Source organism: Streptomyces liliiviolaceus, from assembly GCF_018070025.1.
GTDB lineage: Bacteria > Actinomycetota > Actinomycetes > Streptomycetales > Streptomycetaceae > Streptomyces > Streptomyces liliiviolaceus.
Genome location: NZ_JAGPYQ010000001.1, coordinates 3,020,577 through 3,038,077 on the forward strand (window position 1 = coordinate 3,020,577; position 17,501 = coordinate 3,038,077).

Sequence of the window (17,501 nt, forward strand, 5' to 3'; positions counted from 1 at the left end):
GGGGGGCTGAGGGGCTGACCGGCTCAGGCTCCGGCCGGGTCCACCGTCGCCTGGTGCGCCTCCGCGAGATGCTCCTCGGCCTTCAGCCAGGGCAGGAACTGGGCGGGCTTGCGCCAGCCGCAGGTGTCGCATCTGATCGTCCGCTGCACGCCCGTGCGCCGCACCCGTACGACGTGCTCGCGGCCGTGTTGGTCCCAGCGGCTCACCTTGCTGGTGTTGATCTGCAGCATGACGCCTCCTGGTGGTCGCGCTCGGCTTGCACGACAAGCCCTAGGAGTCTGCAACAAGAACAACATCAACGGGGGTGCGTGCGCGGTGAGTTCTGTGCGCATTCTGCGCATTGTGGGTCTCCGCGGCGGTTAGCGTGTGGGCGTGGCCGGGAAGTGTCGGATCTGTGGGCTGTCCATCGAGGACGGCAAAGGGCCCGGACGGGCCGCCTCCTACTGCTCGCAGGCGTGCCGCCAGCGCGCCTACCGGGAGCGGAAGCGGCCGGCCGACGAACCCGCGGCGGATCTCGTCTCCGACCTGGGCGACCGGCTGCGACGGCTGCGGCTGGAACCCGCCCGCGCCTTCCACGCCGATGTCGAGGCCCTGGCCCCCCGCTTCGGCCGACTGCGCCGCCTGGCCCGGGAGGCCCGCGGAACCGAGGAGGCCCGCGAGGCCCCCGAGGAGCGGGCGGAGGCCGTCGGTGGCGAGGGTGCGGAATTCGTCACGCCCGCCGGTGTGACGAAACCCCGTGACGGCGGTTTCGACGCGCTCGTCGAGGCACATCGGCGGGAGCTGCGGGCCCACTGCTACCGGCTTCTCGGTTCGTACGACGAGGCCGAGGACCTCACTCAGGAGACGTTCCTGCGCGCCTGGCGGGCCCGGGACACCCTGGAGGACGTCGGCAACCCGCGGGCCTGGCTCTACAAGATCGCCACCCGGGTGTGCCTCGACTTCCTGCGCAGACACGACCGGCGGCCCGCTCCCTACGCGCCGGTGCCGGGCATGGACTCCGGCGACGGGCCACCGCCGCCGAGCCTGCCGTGGCTCCAGCCCTTCCCGGACGACCAGCTGCCCGAGACGCCCGTGCGCCGGCACGAACCGGACGAGGAGGCGGTGGCGGGCGAGACCCTCGAACTCGTCTTCCTCACCGCGATCCAGCGACTGCCGCCACGCCAGCGGGCCGCGGTGGTCCTGCGCGATGTCGCCGGCTGGTCGGCCAAGGAGACCGCCGAGCTGCTGGGTACGGGCCCGGCCGCCGCCAACAGCGCGGTCCAGCGCGGCAGAGCGGCCCTGCGGGAGGCGCTGCCCGGCCCGCGCGAGGACTGGTCCGCCCGGCCGCCCAGCGCCGACGACCTGGCGCTGCTCCAGCGCTACATGGAGGTCGTCGCCCGGGCCGACATCGACGCCATGGTCGAGCTGGTACGGGAGGACGCGGTGCTCATCATGCCGCCGAACCCGTTCTGGTTCACCTCGCGCGACGCGCTCTTCGCCTTCGTCCGGCCGAACCTCGATCCGGCCTCGCCGATGTTCGTCGGACACTGGCGGCATCTGCCGGTGCGGGCCAACGGCCAGCCGGCGGTCGCCGGGTATCTGCAACGGCCCGGGACCAGCGTCTTCCGGGCCCAGCTCATCGACGTACTGCGGGTCGAGGAGGGGCGGATCGCGCAGATCACCACCTTCGAGCCCCATCTGTTCGAGGCGTTCGGGCTGCCGATGACCCTGTGAGGGCCGCACGGGCGGTCGTGGGAGCGATGAGTTCTCCCGGCGGGCACGTCTCATGGGGTGACGGGCGCACCTCGCGCCCCCATCACACAGAGGAGTCACCGGTCATGCTGCTGAAGAACAAGGTCGCGGTCGTCTACGGCGGAGCAGGTTCCCTCGGCGCGGGCGTCGCGAAGGCGTACACGGAGGCCGGGGCGAGGGTCTTCCTCGTCGGCCGGACGGAGAAGACGCTGCGTGAGGTCGCCGACGCGACCGGGGCCGCGTACGACGTGCTCGACGCCGGTGACGAGGACGCCGTCGAGGCGCACGCCGACTCGGTGGTCGAGCGGGCCGGCCGGTTCGACGTCTCGTTCAACCTGGTGCCGCGCGGCGACTTCCAGGGCCTACCCCTGACCGAGATGTCGGTGGCCGACTACACCCGGCCGGTCGTGCGGGGCATCACCTGCCAGTTCATCACCGCCCGGGCCGCCGCCCGCCGGATGGCCGCCCAGGGGTCCGGTGTGATCCTCGGCCTCAACAGCGGCTCCCACAACGGCAGTCCGATGCTCGGCGGTACGGGGGCCGCCGACGGCGCGCTCGACGCGCTGATCCGCCAGCTCGCCCAGGAGGCCGGTCCGGCCGGGGTACGGGCCCTCGGGATCTGGACCGCGGGCGTGGTCGACACCCTCACCCCCGAGAAGCTCAGCGCGGCCGGTGCGCCCGCGCCCGACGAGGCCGCCGTGGCGGGCATCCGCGCGCATCTCGACAGCCTGCGGATGACGAAGCGCTCGCCCAAGATCGCGGACATCGCGGCCCTGGCGGCCTTCCTCGCCTCCGACGCGGCGGCCGGGCTCACCGGCACGTGGGTCAACGCGACCGCCGGGATGTTCCCCAGCTGACCGGCCGGCGCTCCGGCGGTCGTGGCGGTTCAGGCGATCTCGCGCGGCAGGCGCAGGCTCAGGGCCGTCGTCAGGACGACGGCGGCCAGCTGGACCAGCAGGGTCGTGGCCAGGGCGTCGCCCATGCCCCGGCCCGGGATCAGGGTGAGGAACAGGGTGCCGAGGGTGGCCACGCCGAGCGCGAGCGCCGACTGCTGGGCGGTGATCATCACTCCGCTGCCCACCCCGGCGCGGGCCGCGGGGACCTCGGAGAGGATGACGCGGAAGAGGACGGGCAGCTGGAGGGCCTGTCCCGCGCCCGCGATGATCAGGCCCGGCCAGAGCTGCGGGCCGCCGAGGTCGGGCCAGGAGCCCCACACCGTGAGGGCGAGGACGCCCACGCCGACCGCCTGGACCAGACCGCCCGCGGTCACCACGCGCGTACCCCACCGGGCCACCAGCCGGGGGCCGAGCAGCGAGGCCACGAAGAAGGACAGCGCCATCGGTACGAGTGCCAGGCCCGCGCGGACCGGGCTCAGGTCCACGCCCTCCTGGAGTGCGACCGCGATGACGAACATGAAGCCGCTGAAGCCGATGGAGAAGGGGACGATCATGATCAGGCCGCGGCGCAGGGAGACGGTGGCGAAGAGGCTCGGCGGGACCAGCGGGGTGCGGCCCCGGCGTTCCGACCGGCGTTCGACCAGGTAGAAGGCGGTCGCGGTGACGGGGAACAGGGCCAGGGACAGCCAGGTCCACAGCGGCCAGCCCGCCGCCCGGCCCTCGGTCAGCGGGGCCAGCAGGGACACCAGCGCCACGCCCAGCAGGACCGTGCCGGGGACGTCCACCGGCTGCGGGTGCTGCGAGCGGGTCTCCGGGACGGCCCTGGCGGCCAGGAACAGGCCCACCAGCACGACCGGTACGTTCACCAGGAAGACCGCGCGCCAGCCCGTGCCCGCGACGTCCGCCGCGACGAGGACGCCGCCGAGTATCTGCCCGGCCACCATGGAGAGTCCGGCCGTGGCCCCGTACAGGCTCATCGCCTTGGCGCGGCGCGGGCCCTGCGTCGCCGACTGGATGGTGGCGAGGACCTGCGGGAGCATCGCCGCGGACGCCGCGCCCTGGGCGACGCGCGCCGCGACGAGCGTCCACGCCGTCGGCGCGAGGCCGCACGCCAGCGAGGTCAGCCCGAAGGCCGCCATCCCGCCGAGGAAGAGCCGGCGCCGGCCGAACGTGTCGCCGAGCCGTCCGCCGAGGACGAGGAGCACGGCGTACGCGACCCCGTAACCGGCGACGACGAGTTCCAGGACGGCGTCGCTCGCGGCCAGGTCGTGGCCGATCGTGGGCAGGGCGACGTTCACGATGAAGAAGTCGATGAGGGGCAGGGCCGCGCCGAGCAGCACGGTGAACAGTCCGAGCGTGCCGAGCACGGGTGGGCCGGCCGTCACGGAACGGGCTGTGCGGGGAGCGAGGATTTCGGTCACGGATCGATCGTGCGCCTGCTCGCAGGCTGGTACCAGAGTCTTCTTATCCTGGTAGAAGGAGTACCCGGCAACAGGGTCCGCGACAGGGGCCGCGGGGCGGCAGGCTGGAGACATGACGACCATGGCCGAGAAGACGATGGCGGGTGCGGGCCCGGTCACCGGGGGAGCAGGAGGGATCACCGGGGCGGGGGAGCCGGAGATCCGGCGGCACGAGCTCGCCGCCTTTCTCCGTCATCGGCGTGAGCACATCACGCCCGAGCAGGTGGGGCTGCCCCGGGGCAGCCGTCGGCGCACCCCCGGCCTGCGCCGGGAGGAGATCGCGCAGCTCTCCGCGGTCGGCGTCACCTGGTACACCTGGCTCGAACAGGCCCGGGACATCCAGGTCTCCGTACAGGTCCTCGACGCGCTCGCCCGCACGCTGATGCTCGACTCGAACGAGCGCGCCCACCTCTTCCAGCTGGCCGGGGCCGTCGATCCCACGCCGGCCTCGCGCTGCACGACGATCACTCCGGCGCTGCTGCAGACGCTGGAGCAGCTGGCGCCGTTGCCCGCCTGCATCCAGAACAGCCGGTACGACGTCCTCGCGTACAACCGCACGTACGGGCTGCTGCTGTGCGACCTCGACGAGGTGCCGCCGGAGGACCGCAACTGCATGATCCTCGTCACCACGAACGAGCAGTGGCGCTCCTCGATCGTGCTGCTCGACGAGACGATGCGGTTGATGGCGGCGAAGTTCCGGGGGGCCATGGCCGGGCATCTCGCCGATCCCGCGTGGAAGATGCTGCTCAAGCGGCTGTGCGCGGAGTCGGAGGAGTTCCGGGAGGTGTGGGAGCGGCATGAGGTGGTCGGTTCGCGCAGCAAGACGAAGTTGTTCGACAACCGGTACGTGGGGCGGTTGACGCTCGTCCATACGGATCTTTGGCTGGGGCCGGGGGAGGGGGCTCGGATGGTTACGTACGCGCCGGCGGACGGGGTGTCGCGTGCGCGGCTTGAACGGTTGCAGGAACTGGCTGTTCAGCGGGGCTGAGGGGTGGGGCCCGGTGGGGGTTGCTTGCGCCGTTCCCCGCGCCCCTGAAAGCCAAAAGATTGCGCCGTTCCCCGCGCCCCTGGGGGTGGGGTGGTTGGGGTTGGGTTTCGGGTGCGGGGCGGTGGGGGCTTGTCGCGCAGTTCCTCGCGCCCCTGGGGGGTGGGGGCTGGCGTGTGGGGGACGGGTGGCGGTTGTCTGTGGCTGGCCGCGCCGTTCCTCGCGCCCCTGAGGGCAAAAGCTGGGGCGCAGCCCCGTTTTTGAGGGGCGCGGGGAACTGCGCGCTCAGCCACGACGTGCCCGCACCCGGCGACGGCCCCGCGCCCCCCCAGGGGCGCGGGGAACTGCGCGATCGGCCACGATGTGCCCGCACCCGGCGACGGGCCTCCGCCCCCCAGGGGCGCGGGGAACTGCGCGGCCAGCCCCCGCCGGGCCGCAGGTTCATGCGATGCCCGCGGACTCCTTTACCTCTGGTGAGGACAGGCGGGACGCCGTGCGCACGGCCGTTCCGCGCGCCCAGCGTCCGCTGGACACCGCACCCACGACCAGCACTGAAAGCCCGCACGCCGTGATGATCCACCACGCGGGCCGGGCCGCCGAGACGAACGCGGCGCGGTAGGACGACTCGCCGACGCCCGACGCGAGGACCGCCCCGATCACCGCGACCCCCAGCGTCTGCCCGATCTGCCGGCTCGTGGACGCGACGGCCGCCGCCACCCCGGCCTGGGCACGGGGCATGCCCGACACCGCCGTGTTCGTGATGGGCGCGTTCACGAAACCGAAGCCCAGCCCGAACAGCACGTACCCGATGACCAGCGTCACGTCCGCCGTCTCGGCCTCGAACGCGGCGAACAGCACCCCGCTCACCGTCATCGCCGTACCGGCGATCAGGAGGGAGAGGCGGGGCCCCCGGTTGCCGACCAGCCGTCCGGACAGCGGCGCGCAGACGAACGTCATCGCCGCCATGGGCAGCATCCACAGGCCCGCGTCGAGCGCGCTCAGCCCCCGGACGTTCTGGAGGTAGAGGGTGGACAGGAAGAGGAAACCGCCCAGCGCCGCGAACGCGCTGACCGCCACCACCGTGGCCCCGCTGAACGGCGCCGACCGGAAGAAGCGCAGGTCGATGAGGGGTTCGTCGCGCCGCGGCTCGTACCAGAGGAGGGTGACGAGCGCGGCGAGCGCGATCCCGCCGAAGACGAGGATCTTGCCGGCGCCCGAGCTGGGCGCCTCGATGATCGCGTAGGTGAGGGAGCCGAGCAGCGCGATCACCAGGAGCTGGCCCACCGGGTCGGGGCGCCGCGCCTTGGGCGCGCGGGACTCGGGCACGTACCGCAGGGTGAGCAGGAGCGCGGCCAGGCCCACCGGCAGGTTGACCCAGAAGATCGAGCGCCAGCCGACCGAGTCCACGAGGAGGCCGCCGACCAGCGGGCCCGCGGCCATGGATATGCCGACCACCGCGCCCCAGACCCCGATCGCGCGGGCGCGTTCGCGCGGGTCCGTGAAGGTGTTGGTGATGATCGACATGGCGACCGGGTTGAGCATCGAGCCGCCGACCGCCTGGATCATGCGGAAGGCCACGAGCGATTCGAGGTTGGGTGCGAGCGAGCACAGGACCGAGCCGACGGTGAAGACGACCAGGCCCGCCATGAAGACCTTGCGGCGGCCGATGCGGTCGGCGGTCGAGCCCGCGAGCATCAGCAGCGAGGCGAGCACCAGCGTGTACGCGTCGATCGTCCACTGCATGCCCGCCAGGCTCGCGTGCAGATCCTTCTGCATGGAGGGGAGGGCGACGTTGAGGACGGTGTTGTCGAGGCTCACGATCAGCAGACTCATACAGCAGATCGCGAGCACCAGCTGGCGCCGGCGGGGGCTGAGCTCAGGCATGGGTACCAGGTTACGCCCACTTCGGTAGTGTGCCTAACTAACGACTACCTTCATGGGTCGGCGTACGTGACAATGGAGGAATGTCCACGTCCACGGTCACTCCTGAGTCCGCGGTGAACACCGCTCTGCGGATCGGTCCGCACACCGTCCTGCCGCCCGTCGTGCTCGCCCCCATGGCGGGCATCACGAACGCGCCGTTCCGCACGCTGTGCAGGGAGTTCAGCGGCGGCAAGGGGCTGTTCGTCAGCGAGATGATCACCACGCGGGCGCTGGTCGAACGCAACGAGAAGACCATGCAGCTGATCCGCTTCGACGCGTCGGAGACCCCGCGTTCGATCCAGCTGTACGGCGTCGACCCCGCGACCGTCGGCAAGGCCGTCCGCATGATCGCGGACGAGGGCCTCGCCGACCACATCGACCTGAACTTCGGCTGCCCCGTGCCCAAGGTGACGCGCAAGGGCGGTGGCTCGGCCCTGCCGTACAAGCGGCCGCTGCTGCGGGCGATCCTGCGCGAGGCGGTGGCCGGGGCGGGGGACCTGCCGGTCACCATGAAGATGCGCAAGGGCATCGACGACGACCACATCACGTTCCTCGACGCCGGGCGTATCGCGGTCGAGGAGGGCGTGACCGCGATCGCGCTGCACGGGCGTACCGCGGCGCAGCACTACGGCGGGACGGCCGACTGGGACGCCATCGCGCGGCTCAAGGAGCATGTGCCGGAGATTCCCGTCCTCGGGAACGGGGACATCTGGTCCGCGGACGACGCGCTGCGGATGGTGCGCGAGACCGGGTGCGACGGGGTCGTGGTCGGGCGGGGGTGCCTCGGGCGGCCCTGGCTGTTCGCCGACCTGGTCGCGGCGTTCGAGGGGCGGAGCGGTCAGTACGCGCAGCCGTCCCTCCGGGAGGTCGCGGCGGTCATGGTGCGGCACGCGACGCTGCTCGGGGAGTGGATCGGGGACGAGGCGCGCGGGGTCGTCGACTTCCGTAAGCACGTGGCCTGGTATCTGAAGGGGTTCGCCGTCGGCTCCGAGATGCGGCGGCGGCTCGCCGTCACTTCGTCGTTGAGCGAACTGGCGGAGGGGCTGGAGGAGTTGGAGCTCGATCAGCCGTGGCCGGTGGGGGCGGACGGGCCGCGGGGGCGTACGTCCGGGAACGGGCGGGTTGTCCTGCCGGACGGGTGGTTGAAGGATCCGTACGACTGTGCGGGCGTGAGCGAGGACGCGGAGCTGGACACGTCCGGGGGGTGAGCGGCCCTTTCGGCTGCGGCCTGGTGGGGGCCGTTCGCGCAGTTCCCCGCGCCCCTGAAAGACAAAAGACTGCGCCGTTCCCCGCGCCCCTGGGGGGGTGGGGGCTGGCGTGTGGGGGGCGGGTGACGGTTGTCTGTGGCTGGCCGCGCAGTTCCCCGCGCCCCTAAGGGCAAAAGCTGGGGCGCAGCCCCGTTTTTGAGGGGCGCGGGGAACTGCGCGCTCAGCCACGACGTGCCCGCACCCGGCGACGGGCCTCCGCCCCCCCCAGGGGCGCGGGGAACGGCGCGCTCAGCCACAGGCAACCGTCAGTTGTCCCACGCACCCCAGCCCCCACCCCCTAGGGGCGCGGGGAACTGCGCGAACCGGCCCCCACCGACCCGCACCCGCCCCCACCCCCTTGACCCCACCCCCATTGCTTCCTACCTTGTTTGGGGTCAAATGAAATGGGGGGAGGGGGCGGTCCCGAGCCGCTCCACCGGCCGGGCCCGCCCTCAGGGTCCGAGTCCCCGTCCGTTCCCCTCCGACGTGACACGTCATCTGGAGGACCGGCCATGAAGGTCGTCGTCGACATGAACAAATGCCAGGACCACGGCCAATGCGTGTTCGCCGCTCCCGACGTCTTCCGCTTCGACGACGACGGACATCTGGTCCACCTCCCGGACGCCGACGACACCCGCCGCGAGGAGGTCGAGGAGGCCGCCGACGTCTGCCCGCTGCAGGCCATCCGGATCGGGGACTGACGCGTGAACGCAGCCGCAGCCGTAGCCGCAACCGCAGCCCAACCCCCCGTCGTCGTCGCCGGCGCCTCCATGGCCGGGCTGCGCACCGCCGAGCAACTCCGCGCCGCGGGCTGGCGCGGACCGGTCGTCCTCGTCGGGGACGAACCCCACATGCCCTACAACCGGCCCCCGCTGTCCAAGGAGGCCCTGGCGGGCGACGCCTCCTTCGGCTCGCTCACCTTCCTGCCGCGGGCCAGCGTCGCGGACGTACGGTGGCGCCTGGGCACCCGGGTCGTCGCGGCCGACCTCGACCGGCGGACCGTCACGCTCGACGACGGCGGGACGTTGACGTACGCGGGACTGGTGGCGGCCACCGGGATGCGTCCCCGGCGGCTGCCCTGCCCCGGCCCCCGCCGCGGACGGCACACCGTGCGCACCGTGGCCGACGCCCGCGGGCTGCGCGCGGCGCTGGCCCGGCCGGGCGGCCGCGTGGTCGTCATCGGCGCCGGATTCATCGGCTGCGAGGTCGCCGCGACCGCCCTGGCCCTCGGCGCCGCCGAGGTCACGGCCGTCGACCCGCTGCCGCTGCCCATGGTCGGGCCGCTCGGCGAACTGCTCGCGAAGGCGCTGCTCGACCGGCACGAGCGGCGGGGCGTCCGGTTCGCCCTCGGCGCCCAGGTGACCGGGTTCGAGGGCGACGACCGGGTCACCGGGGTGGTCCTCGCCGACGGCACCGTCCTCGCCGCCGACGTCGTGGTGGAGTCGGTGGGCTCCGTCGCCAACACCGAATGGCTCGACGGCAACGGCCTCGACCTCACCGACGGCGTCCTGACGGACGAGCATCTGCGGGTCGGCGGACGCCCGGACGTGGTCGCCGTCGGTGACATCGCGCGCTTCCCCAACGCCCGTTACGACGAGGTCGCGCGCCGCGTCGAGCACTGGTCCATCCCCACGGACACCGCCAAGCACGCCGCCAGGGTGCTCACCGCCCATCTCACCGGCACCGGCATCACGGTCGAACCCTTCGCGCCCCTGCCGACCTTCTGGAGCGACCAGCACGACTTCCGGCTGCAGTCCTTCGGCGCCCCCGCCCTGGGCCAGGACGACGTGCGCGTGCTGGACGGCGACCCCGGCGGCGACTTCCTGGCCGGGTTCCACCGGGGCGGCCGGCTCGTCGGTGTCGTCTCCCTCGGCGGCCGGTCCACCTCGGCCGCCGCCGCCCGCCACCGCGCCGAACTCCTCGCCCAGCCCGCCCTCGGGGCCGGATCGTCCGGGGGGCCCAAGTGACCGGTCTGCGCGGCTACTTCCACCCCAAGACGGCGACGGGCGCAGCCTCGCTCATCCCCGCGCCGCCGTGGCGCTACTCCGGTGATCTGCTCACCGTCGAATACCGCACCGACCCCGACCGCGTACGGGAGCTGCTGCCCGAGCCGCTGGAACCCGCCGCCGAGGACCCCGGCGCCGTCGCGCTCATCTGGGCCGACTGGCAGTCCTGCGCCGACTCCGGGCGGGAACTGCTCGACCCGGTGCGGGCCCAGTACAAGGAGGCGTTCGCCGTCGTGCGGTGCGCGTACCGGGGGCGGACGTACACGCGCTGTGTGTTCATCTGGGTCGACAAGGACTTCGCCCTCGCCCGCGGACTGCACCAGGGGTATCCGAAGAAGCTCGGTTCCATCCACCAGACCCGCCCGCACCCCTACGGGCCCGCCCCGCGCATCGAGGCCGGGGCCAGGTTCGGGGCCACCCTCGCCGCCGCCGACCGGCGCCTGGCCCAGGCCGTCGTCACCCTGCGCGAGCCCTGCGACTCCAACGGGTTCGTCAACGCCCACCCGATGGTCCACCACCGCTGGCTGCCCTCCGTCGAGAAGGGCAAGGGGCTGGCGCTCGACGAACTGATCGAGTCCGGGGCCGCGTCCTTCGAGGGCGGTCGACCCTGGACGGGGGAGGCCGAGTTGGAGCTGTTCGAGGCGCCCACCGAGGAGCTGGCCCGGCTGGAGATCCGGGAGCCGATCGCCGCGTACTACCGGCAGGTCGGCGTGGTCTGGGACGGGGGCCGGCTCCTGGAGTCGGGCACCTCCGGCGCCGAATGAACCCCGCCGCGGCCCCGCACTGACGCGCGGCGCCCCGACAACCGGAGCCCCACGACACGAGGGAGCCCCACGACATGAGCGAACACCTCACCACCGTCGCCGGAGTCGCCGTCGACACCCGGCACTTCATCGGCGGCGAGCGGATCGCCGCCACCGAGACCTTCACCGACGTCTCACCCATCGACGGCACCCCCCTCGGCGAGATCGCCCGGGGCACGGGGACGGACGCCGCCGCGGCCGTCGCCGCCGCCAAGGCCGCCTTCCCGGGCTGGGCCGCCACCCCGCGCGCCGAACGCGCCCGCCTCCTCGAAGCCGTCGCCGACGGGGTGGAGAAACGACTCGAAGAACTCGCCGTCGTCGAGACCCACGACAACGGCGCCCTCCTGCGCTCCCACCGCCGAGGTGTGATGCCGCGCGTGGCGCACAACTTCCGCTTCTTCGCCGACCGGCTGCGGACACTGGGGCACGAGGACTTCGAGACCTGCGGCCACACCCAGCACGTCAGCTGGGACCCCGCGGGCCCGTGCGTACTGATCACCCCGTGGAACGCCCCGCTGCTGCTCGCCACCTGGAAGGCCGCCCCGGCCCTCGCCGCCGGCGGCACGGTGATCCTGAAACCCTCCGAATGGTCCCCGCTCACCGCCTCGCTGCTCGCCGACATCGCCACCGCGGCCGGCCTGCCACCCGGGGTCCTGAACGTCGTACAGGGGTACGGTCCCGAGGTCGGCGCCCCCCTCGTGGCGCACCCGGAGGTGCGCCGCGTCAGCTTCACCGGGTCCGTGCCGACGGGCCGGCGCATCGCCGCGTCGGCCGCCGCGCACCTCACCCCGCTCAGCCTCGAACTCGGCGGCAAATCACCGCTGTTGGTCTTCGCCGACGCGGACCTGGAGCTGGCCGTGGACCTCGCGGTGGAGCAGTACGACAACGCCGGACAGGTCTGTCTCGCGGCCACCCGCATCCTGGTCGAGGAGCCGGTGGCCGCGGAGTTCGGCCGCCGCCTCGCCGAACGGGCGGCCCGGCTGCGCCAGGGCGATCCGAGGGACGCGGCCACCGACCTCGGTCCCCTCGTCCATCCCCGCCAGCTGGAGAAGGTCGACGGGTTCGTGCGGCGGGCGCTGGCGGCGGGGGCCCGCGCGGTCGTCGGCGGTCACGCGGCAGGCGGTCAGCCAGCAGGCGGTCACCCGGCAGGCGGTCGCGCGGACGGCCGTGACCCCGGCGACGGTCGCGGCGCCGCGCGAGAAGGCGGCCTGTACTACCCGCCCACCCTCCTCACCGACGTCGCCCAGGACTCCGAGATCGTCCAGGAGGAGGTCTTCGGGCCCGTCCTGACCCTCCAGACCTTCACCACCGAGGACGAGGCCGTACACCTCGCCAACGACACCCGCTTCGGTCTCGCCGCCACCCTCGCCACCGGCGACCACGAACGGGCCCGGCGCGTCACCGCACAGCTCGTGGCGGGCACGGTCTGGGTCAACTGCTTCTACGTCCGGGACCTCCGGGCGCCCTTCGGCGGCTCCCGCCACTCGGGCGTCGGCCGCGAGGGCGGCGACTGGAGCTTCGACTTCTACTGCGACCTGAAGACCACCGTCACCGCACCGAACGGATGGACCGACCATGGATGAGAACGGACGGCTGGACCATGGATGAGAGCGGACGGCAGGACCATGGGTGAGATCGTCGGGGCGGGTCTGCTCTCCCACGTCCCCACCATCGTGCTGCCCGAGGCCGACCGGCTGGAGCTCAACGAGGGCAAGGAGAGCACCCTCGTCACCGGACTGCGGCAGCTCCGCGACGACGTCTTCGCGTCCGACAGTTACGACACCGTCGTCGTCCTCGACTCCCACTGGGCGACCACCGTCGAGTTCGTCGTCACCGCCCAGCCCCGGCGCTCGGGCCTGTACACCTCCGAGGAACTGCCGCGCGGGATGTGCCGGATGCCGTACGACTTCCCCGGCGACCCCGAACTCGCCCACCACGTAGCCTCGTTCGCCGACCGGCACGGCACCTGGATCACCCCGATCGACGACCCCTACCTGCCCGTCTACTACGCCACGACCAACCTGTGGAAGTACCTCGGCGAGGGGCTGCCCGACAAACGGTGGGTCACCGTCGGCGTCTGCCAGACCGGGGACATGGACGACCATCTGCGTCTCGGCCGCGCACTGGCCGACGGCATCGCCGCCACGCCCGGCCGACGGGTCCTGCTGATCGCCTCCGGCGCCCTGTCGCACACCTTCTGGCCACTGCGGCAACTGCGCGACCACGAGGCGGGCGACCCGGAGCACATCTTCACCCCCGGGGCGCGGGCGGCCGACCAGGAGCGCATCGCCTGGTTCAAGGAGGGCCGCCACGACCAGGTCCTCGACCGCATGGACGACTTCTGGCCCCACAAGCCCGAAGCGAGGTTCTTCCACTACCTGATGATGGCCGGGGCCCTCGGCGAGCGGGCCTGCACGGCGAAGGCCCGGCAGTACGGCGCGTACGAGAACGCCATCGGCACCGGACAGGTGCATCTCTGGTTCGACCGCCCCGCGGACGGCTGGACGGGCACCGGCCCGCCGCCTCCGCCGGCCGCCGCCCGCACACCCCACAGCCGCGTCCAGCCGTCCGGCCGGTTGCCCGACTGACCCCAGGGAGGCTCCCGTCATGCCCGAGTACCGCCGTGTCCTCCTCGACGGCTCCGTCGTGGAGACCGTCCGCGACGGCGACGAACTGGTCGCCGGGGACGGGCGCCGCGTCAAGGCCGGGGAGGCGAACCATCTGCCGCCGGTCGTCCCGTCCAAGGTGATCGCGGTCCACCTCAACCACCGCAGCCGGGTCGAGGAGTTCGGGGCCGCGCTGCCCGCCGCCCCCACGTACTTCCACAAGCCGACCTCGGCGCTCAACTCCCACCGGGGCGCGGTCGTCCGGCCCGAGGGCTGCAAGTGGCTCAACTACGAGGGCGAGGTCGCCGTCGTCATCGGCAGGACCGCCCGCAACATCTCCCGCGCCGAGGCGGGGCGTTACATCGCCGGATACACCGTCGCCAACGACTACGGCCTGCACGACTTCCGCGACACCGACGCGGGCTCCATGCTCCGCGTCAAGGGCTCCGACACCCTCTGCCCGCTCGGCCCCGGCCTCGTCACCGACTGGGACTTCCACGGCAAACGGCTGCGGACCCACGTCAACGGGGCGGTCGTGCAGGACGGTTCCACCGACGAGATGACGTGGGACATGCACTATCTCGTCGCCGACATCGCCCGCACCATCACCCTGTACCCCGGTGACGTCCTGCTGTCCGGCACCCCGGCCAACTCCCGGCCCGTCCGGCCCGGTGATGTCGTCGAGGTCGAGGTGGAGGGCCTCGGCCGGCTCAGCAACCACATCGTCTCCGGTCCCACCGCCGTCCGCACGGACCTCGGCGCGCAGCCGAGCGAGTCCGAGGAAGTGCTGTCCACCGCGCTCGGCGGCGACTGGGAGTTCCGCGGCATCAGGCCACCCGAACGCAGGTCACCCGAACGCAGGCCACCCACACGCTGAGAGGGCCGTATGACCGCCGTCAGCCCCGCCGCCAAGCAGGTCACGCAGGTCACGTACGAGGAATGGCTCCGCCGCGCCAAAGCGCTCGAACCGGTCGGTACGCATCTCATCGACGGTGCCGACGAACCCGGCGGCGGCAGTACCTTCGCGGTGGTCTCACCCCGCGACGGCCAGGTGCTGGCCGAGGTCGCCGACGGGGGCGAGGCCGAGATCGACGCGGCCGTCGCCGCCGCGCGCCGCGCTTTCGACCAAGGCCCCTGGCCCCGGCTCGCCCCCGCCGACCGCGGCCGCGTCCTGATCCGGCTGGCCGACCTGCTGGAGGAGCACCGGGCGGAGCTGGCGCTCACCGTCAGCCTGGAGATGGGCAAGCCCGTCACCGAGGCCCACGACATCGAACTCCGGGCCGTCGTCGGCACGTTCCGCTGGTACGGCCAGCTCGCGGGCAAACTCACCGACGAGATCCCGCACACCGCCCCGGACACCCTCGCGCTCGTCACCCGGGAGCCCGCCGGTGTCGTCGGCGCGGTCGTCCCGTGGAACTTCCCGCTGACCCTGGCCGGCTGGAAGATCGCCCCGGCGCTGGCCGCCGGGTGCACGGTCGTCCTCAAGCCCTCCGAGCACGCGCCGCTGTCGGCCGCGCTGCTGGGACGCGTCGCGCTGCGCGCGGGACTGCCGCCGGGCGTCCTCAACGTCGTCAACGGCGAAGGGCCGGTGGCCGGGCGGGCCCTCGGTCTGCACCCCGAGGTCGACGTCCTGGCCTTCACCGGGTCCACCGCCGTCGGCCGCCACTTCCTGCACCACGCGGCCGACTCCAACCTCAAGCGCGTCTGGCTCGAACTGGGCGGCAAGTCGCCCAACATCGTCCTGCCCGACGCCCCCGACCTGGCGAAAGCCGCGGCCACGGCCGCCTGGGGCATCTTCTTCAACCAGGGCGAGATGTGCACCGCCCCCTCCCGGCTGCTGGTCCACGCCTCCGTCGCCGAACAGGTCACCGACGCCGTCGTGGCGCACGCCCGCGCGCTGCGGGTGGGTGACCCGCTCGACCCGGCCACCGAGATGGGGGCGCTGGCCGGTGAGGGCCATCTCGACCGCGTACTCGGTCATGTCCGCGCGGCGGTCGACAGCGGGGCGCGGCTGCGGACCGGCGGCGCACGCGCCCTGATCGGGACCGGGGGCGGCTCCGGGTGCGGTTCCGGTGGCAGCTATCTGGAACCGACCGTCCTCGACCGCGTCGCACCGGACAGTCCGCCCGCGCGCGAGGAGATCTTCGGACCCGTCCTGTCCGTTCTCGCCTTCGAGGACCTCGACGAGGCGGTCGCCCTCGCCAACGCCACCGACTACGGGCTCGCGGCCGGGCTGTGGACCTCCGACCTGTCCACCGCCCACCGGGTCGCCCGCGCCCTCAAGGCCGGCACGGTGTGGGTCAACTGCTACGAGGAGGGCGACCTGACCGTGCCCTTCGGCGGGGTGAAGCGGTCCGGCAACGGGCGCGACAAGTCCGTACACGCCCTGGAGAAGTACACCGAACTGAAGACCACCTGGATCCAGTTGTGAGCGCCCGCCCGCTGATAGCGGTCCCCGCCCGCTTCTCGGCGACCTCCTCGGCCCTGGACCGGCCGGCGGAGGCCAACGCCCGCGCGCTGATCGAGGCGGTCTGGCGGGCCGGCGGCGAACCGGGCGGCATCCATCCGCACGCGCCCGGCGGCACGGCCGACCCCGGCGAGGTGCGAGGCCGGCTCGCCCGCTTCGACGGCCTGCTGCTGCCGGGCGGCGGCGACCTGGCCCCGTACCGCTACGGGGCCGGGCGGACGCACCGGGCCGTGTACGACGTGGACGACGAGCAGGACGGCTTCGACCTGGAACTCGCCCGGCAGGCCCTCGCGTGCCGCCTGCCGCTGCTGGCGGTCTGCCGCGGGCTGCAGGTCGTCAACACGGCCCTCGGCGGCACACTGCACCAGGACAACCAGGGGGGCGGTCAGGACACCGGCGGTCCCGGGCACGGGCACCGTCATGTGCGGCACCCCGTCTTCCTCGCGCCCTGGTCCGTCGTGGCCCGTGTCACCGGGACCGACAAGACCGAGGCGTCCTGCTACCACCATCAGCACGTGGACCGGCTGGGGGAGGGGCTCAAGGCCACCGCCCGCGCCGTCGACGGAACCGTGGAGGCCGTCGAACTCGCCGACGGCGACGACCGGTTCATGGCCGTGCAGTGGCATCCGGAGGACACCGCGCGCACGGACCCGGCCCAGCAGCGGCTCTTCGACGCGCTGGTGCGGGCGGCACGGCGGAGGGCCGAGCGCGAATAAGGGGGGCGGGTTTCAGTTACGGGCGCGGCGGCCGCTGCGACGGGGGGTGGCCGCCGCGCCGTTCAGCAGTTCCCGGCGCCGGTCCTCGCCGTGCTCCTCGACCTGGAGCACCACGCTCCGCAGCCCGTCGGCGAGCGTGCGGCACTCGGCGTCGCTCAGCCGCGAGGTGACGAAGGCCTCCTCCTCGTTGAACGCCGGGAACACCTCCCGCATGAAGTTCTCGCCCTCCTCGGTGAGGCCGAGCAGGACGAGCCGCCCGTCGGTGGGATGGTCGGCGCGGCGCAGCAGACCGCGGGACTCCAGGGTGCGGGCCACGCCGGTCAGGGTGCCCTTCGAGATCCCGGCCTCCTCGGCGACGCGCCGGGTCTCGGACTCGCCCCACACCCACACCACCCAGAGCACGACGAAGCCGGTCCAGGTCAGGTCCGAGCGCCGCAGTACGGAGTTCTCCAGGTGCTGGCGCACGGCGGACGCGGCCCGGTAGATGTTGGCGACCGCCGCCATCTGGTCGCGCCGGACGGGGATGCCGCCGAGTTTCTCCGCCGCGAGTCTCTCCGCCGCGCTGATGGACCGCTGGCTGGGCACGGGCGCTCCCTCGCATCGTCACCGGACCGCCGTCACTGCCGACGCACGGCCGTAGGGCATCGAATCCTACGTGGCC

16 protein-coding genes are annotated in these 17,501 nt (G+C 73.0%); 12 read left to right on the forward strand and 4 right to left on the reverse strand.

The genetic code is table 11. The annotated features are described in order from the left end of the window. Positions 1-23: 23 nt before the first annotated feature. Positions 24-230, reverse strand: coding sequence for a hypothetical protein (locus J8N05_RS13225; RefSeq protein WP_210882783.1), 207 nt, complete (start codon positions 228-230; stop codon positions 24-26). Between the two features lie 142 nt (positions 231-372). Between J8N05_RS13225 and J8N05_RS13230 the strand changes: the two genes are divergently transcribed. Further along, on the forward strand, positions 373-1,713 hold the full coding sequence (locus tag J8N05_RS13230; protein ID WP_247706260.1) for an RNA polymerase subunit sigma-70: 1,341 nt from the start codon (positions 373-375) through the stop codon (positions 1,711-1,713). A gap of 104 nt (positions 1,714-1,817) precedes the next feature. Then, positions 1,818-2,588, forward strand: a complete 771-nt coding sequence (locus tag J8N05_RS13235; RefSeq protein ID WP_210882786.1) for an SDR family NAD(P)-dependent oxidoreductase — start codon at positions 1,818-1,820, stop codon at positions 2,586-2,588. Positions 2,589-2,617: 29 nt separating this feature from the next. Here J8N05_RS13235 and J8N05_RS13240 read toward each other — a convergent pair whose 3' ends face one another. Then, positions 2,618-4,048 carry an MFS transporter gene (locus tag J8N05_RS13240; RefSeq protein ID WP_247706261.1) on the reverse strand — a complete coding sequence of 477 codons (1,431 nt, stop codon included), beginning with the start codon at positions 4,046-4,048 and terminating at the stop codon, positions 2,618-2,620. Between the two features lie 112 nt (positions 4,049-4,160). Here J8N05_RS13240 and J8N05_RS13245 point away from each other — a divergent pair, with 112 nt between their 5' ends. Beyond that, the gene (locus J8N05_RS13245; RefSeq protein ID WP_210882788.1) at positions 4,161-5,075 is read left to right on the forward strand and encodes a helix-turn-helix transcriptional regulator; all 915 of its coding nucleotides are present in this window, start codon (positions 4,161-4,163) and stop codon (positions 5,073-5,075) included. Between the two features lie 438 nt (positions 5,076-5,513). Here the strand turns inward: J8N05_RS13245 and J8N05_RS13250 are convergent, their stop codons facing one another. Beyond that, a complete protein-coding gene (locus J8N05_RS13250; RefSeq protein WP_210882789.1) occupies positions 5,514-6,956 on the reverse strand; it encodes an MFS transporter in 1,443 nt (480 codons plus the stop codon). Positions 6,957-7,036: 80 nt separating this feature from the next. Between J8N05_RS13250 and dusB the strand changes: the two genes are divergently transcribed. The 9 genes from dusB to J8N05_RS13295 all read left to right on the forward strand — a co-directional run bounded on the left by dusB (position 7,037) and on the right by J8N05_RS13295 (position 16,840). Next, entirely contained in the window at positions 7,037-8,203 is a 1,167-nt protein-coding gene (gene dusB / locus J8N05_RS13255; protein WP_210882790.1) for a tRNA dihydrouridine synthase DusB, read from the forward strand. 551 nt (positions 8,204-8,754) lie between these two features. Then, positions 8,755-8,943 (forward strand): ferredoxin, encoded by a 189-nt coding sequence (locus tag J8N05_RS13260; RefSeq protein WP_210882791.1) that lies wholly within the window; start codon positions 8,755-8,757, stop codon positions 8,941-8,943. Positions 8,944-8,946: 3 nt separating this feature from the next. Then, a complete protein-coding gene (locus tag J8N05_RS13265; protein ID WP_282108148.1) occupies positions 8,947-10,209 on the forward strand; it encodes an NAD(P)/FAD-dependent oxidoreductase in 1,263 nt (420 codons plus the stop codon). Continuing rightward, a complete protein-coding gene (locus J8N05_RS13270; protein ID WP_210882793.1) occupies positions 10,206-11,012 on the forward strand; it encodes an acetoacetate decarboxylase family protein in 807 nt (268 codons plus the stop codon). The genes J8N05_RS13265 and J8N05_RS13270 overlap by 4 nt, the downstream gene beginning before the upstream one ends. A gap of 74 nt (positions 11,013-11,086) precedes the next feature. Next, positions 11,087-12,634, forward strand: a complete 1,548-nt coding sequence (locus tag J8N05_RS13275) for an aldehyde dehydrogenase (RefSeq protein ID WP_210882795.1) — start codon at positions 11,087-11,089, stop codon at positions 12,632-12,634. A gap of 42 nt (positions 12,635-12,676) precedes the next feature. Beyond that, entirely contained in the window at positions 12,677-13,639 is a 963-nt protein-coding gene (locus J8N05_RS13280; protein WP_210882797.1) for a 3,4-dihydroxyphenylacetate 2,3-dioxygenase, read from the forward strand. 19 nt (positions 13,640-13,658) lie between these two features. Beyond that, positions 13,659-14,534, forward strand: coding sequence for a fumarylacetoacetate hydrolase family protein (locus J8N05_RS13285; protein WP_210882799.1), 876 nt, complete (start codon positions 13,659-13,661; stop codon positions 14,532-14,534). 9 nt (positions 14,535-14,543) lie between these two features. Then, a complete protein-coding gene (locus J8N05_RS13290) occupies positions 14,544-16,088 on the forward strand; it encodes an aldehyde dehydrogenase (protein ID WP_210882800.1) in 1,545 nt (514 codons plus the stop codon). Then, entirely contained in the window at positions 16,085-16,840 is a 756-nt protein-coding gene (locus tag J8N05_RS13295; RefSeq protein WP_210882801.1) for a gamma-glutamyl-gamma-aminobutyrate hydrolase family protein, read from the forward strand. Before J8N05_RS13290 ends, J8N05_RS13295 begins: the two co-directional genes overlap by 4 nt. Positions 16,841-16,852: 12 nt before the next feature. Here J8N05_RS13295 and J8N05_RS13300 read toward each other — a convergent pair whose 3' ends face one another. Beyond that, complete coding sequence (locus J8N05_RS13300) at positions 16,853-17,425, reverse strand: MarR family winged helix-turn-helix transcriptional regulator (RefSeq protein ID WP_210882802.1); 573 nt, start codon at positions 17,423-17,425, stop codon at positions 16,853-16,855. Positions 17,426-17,501: the final 76 nt, after the last annotated feature.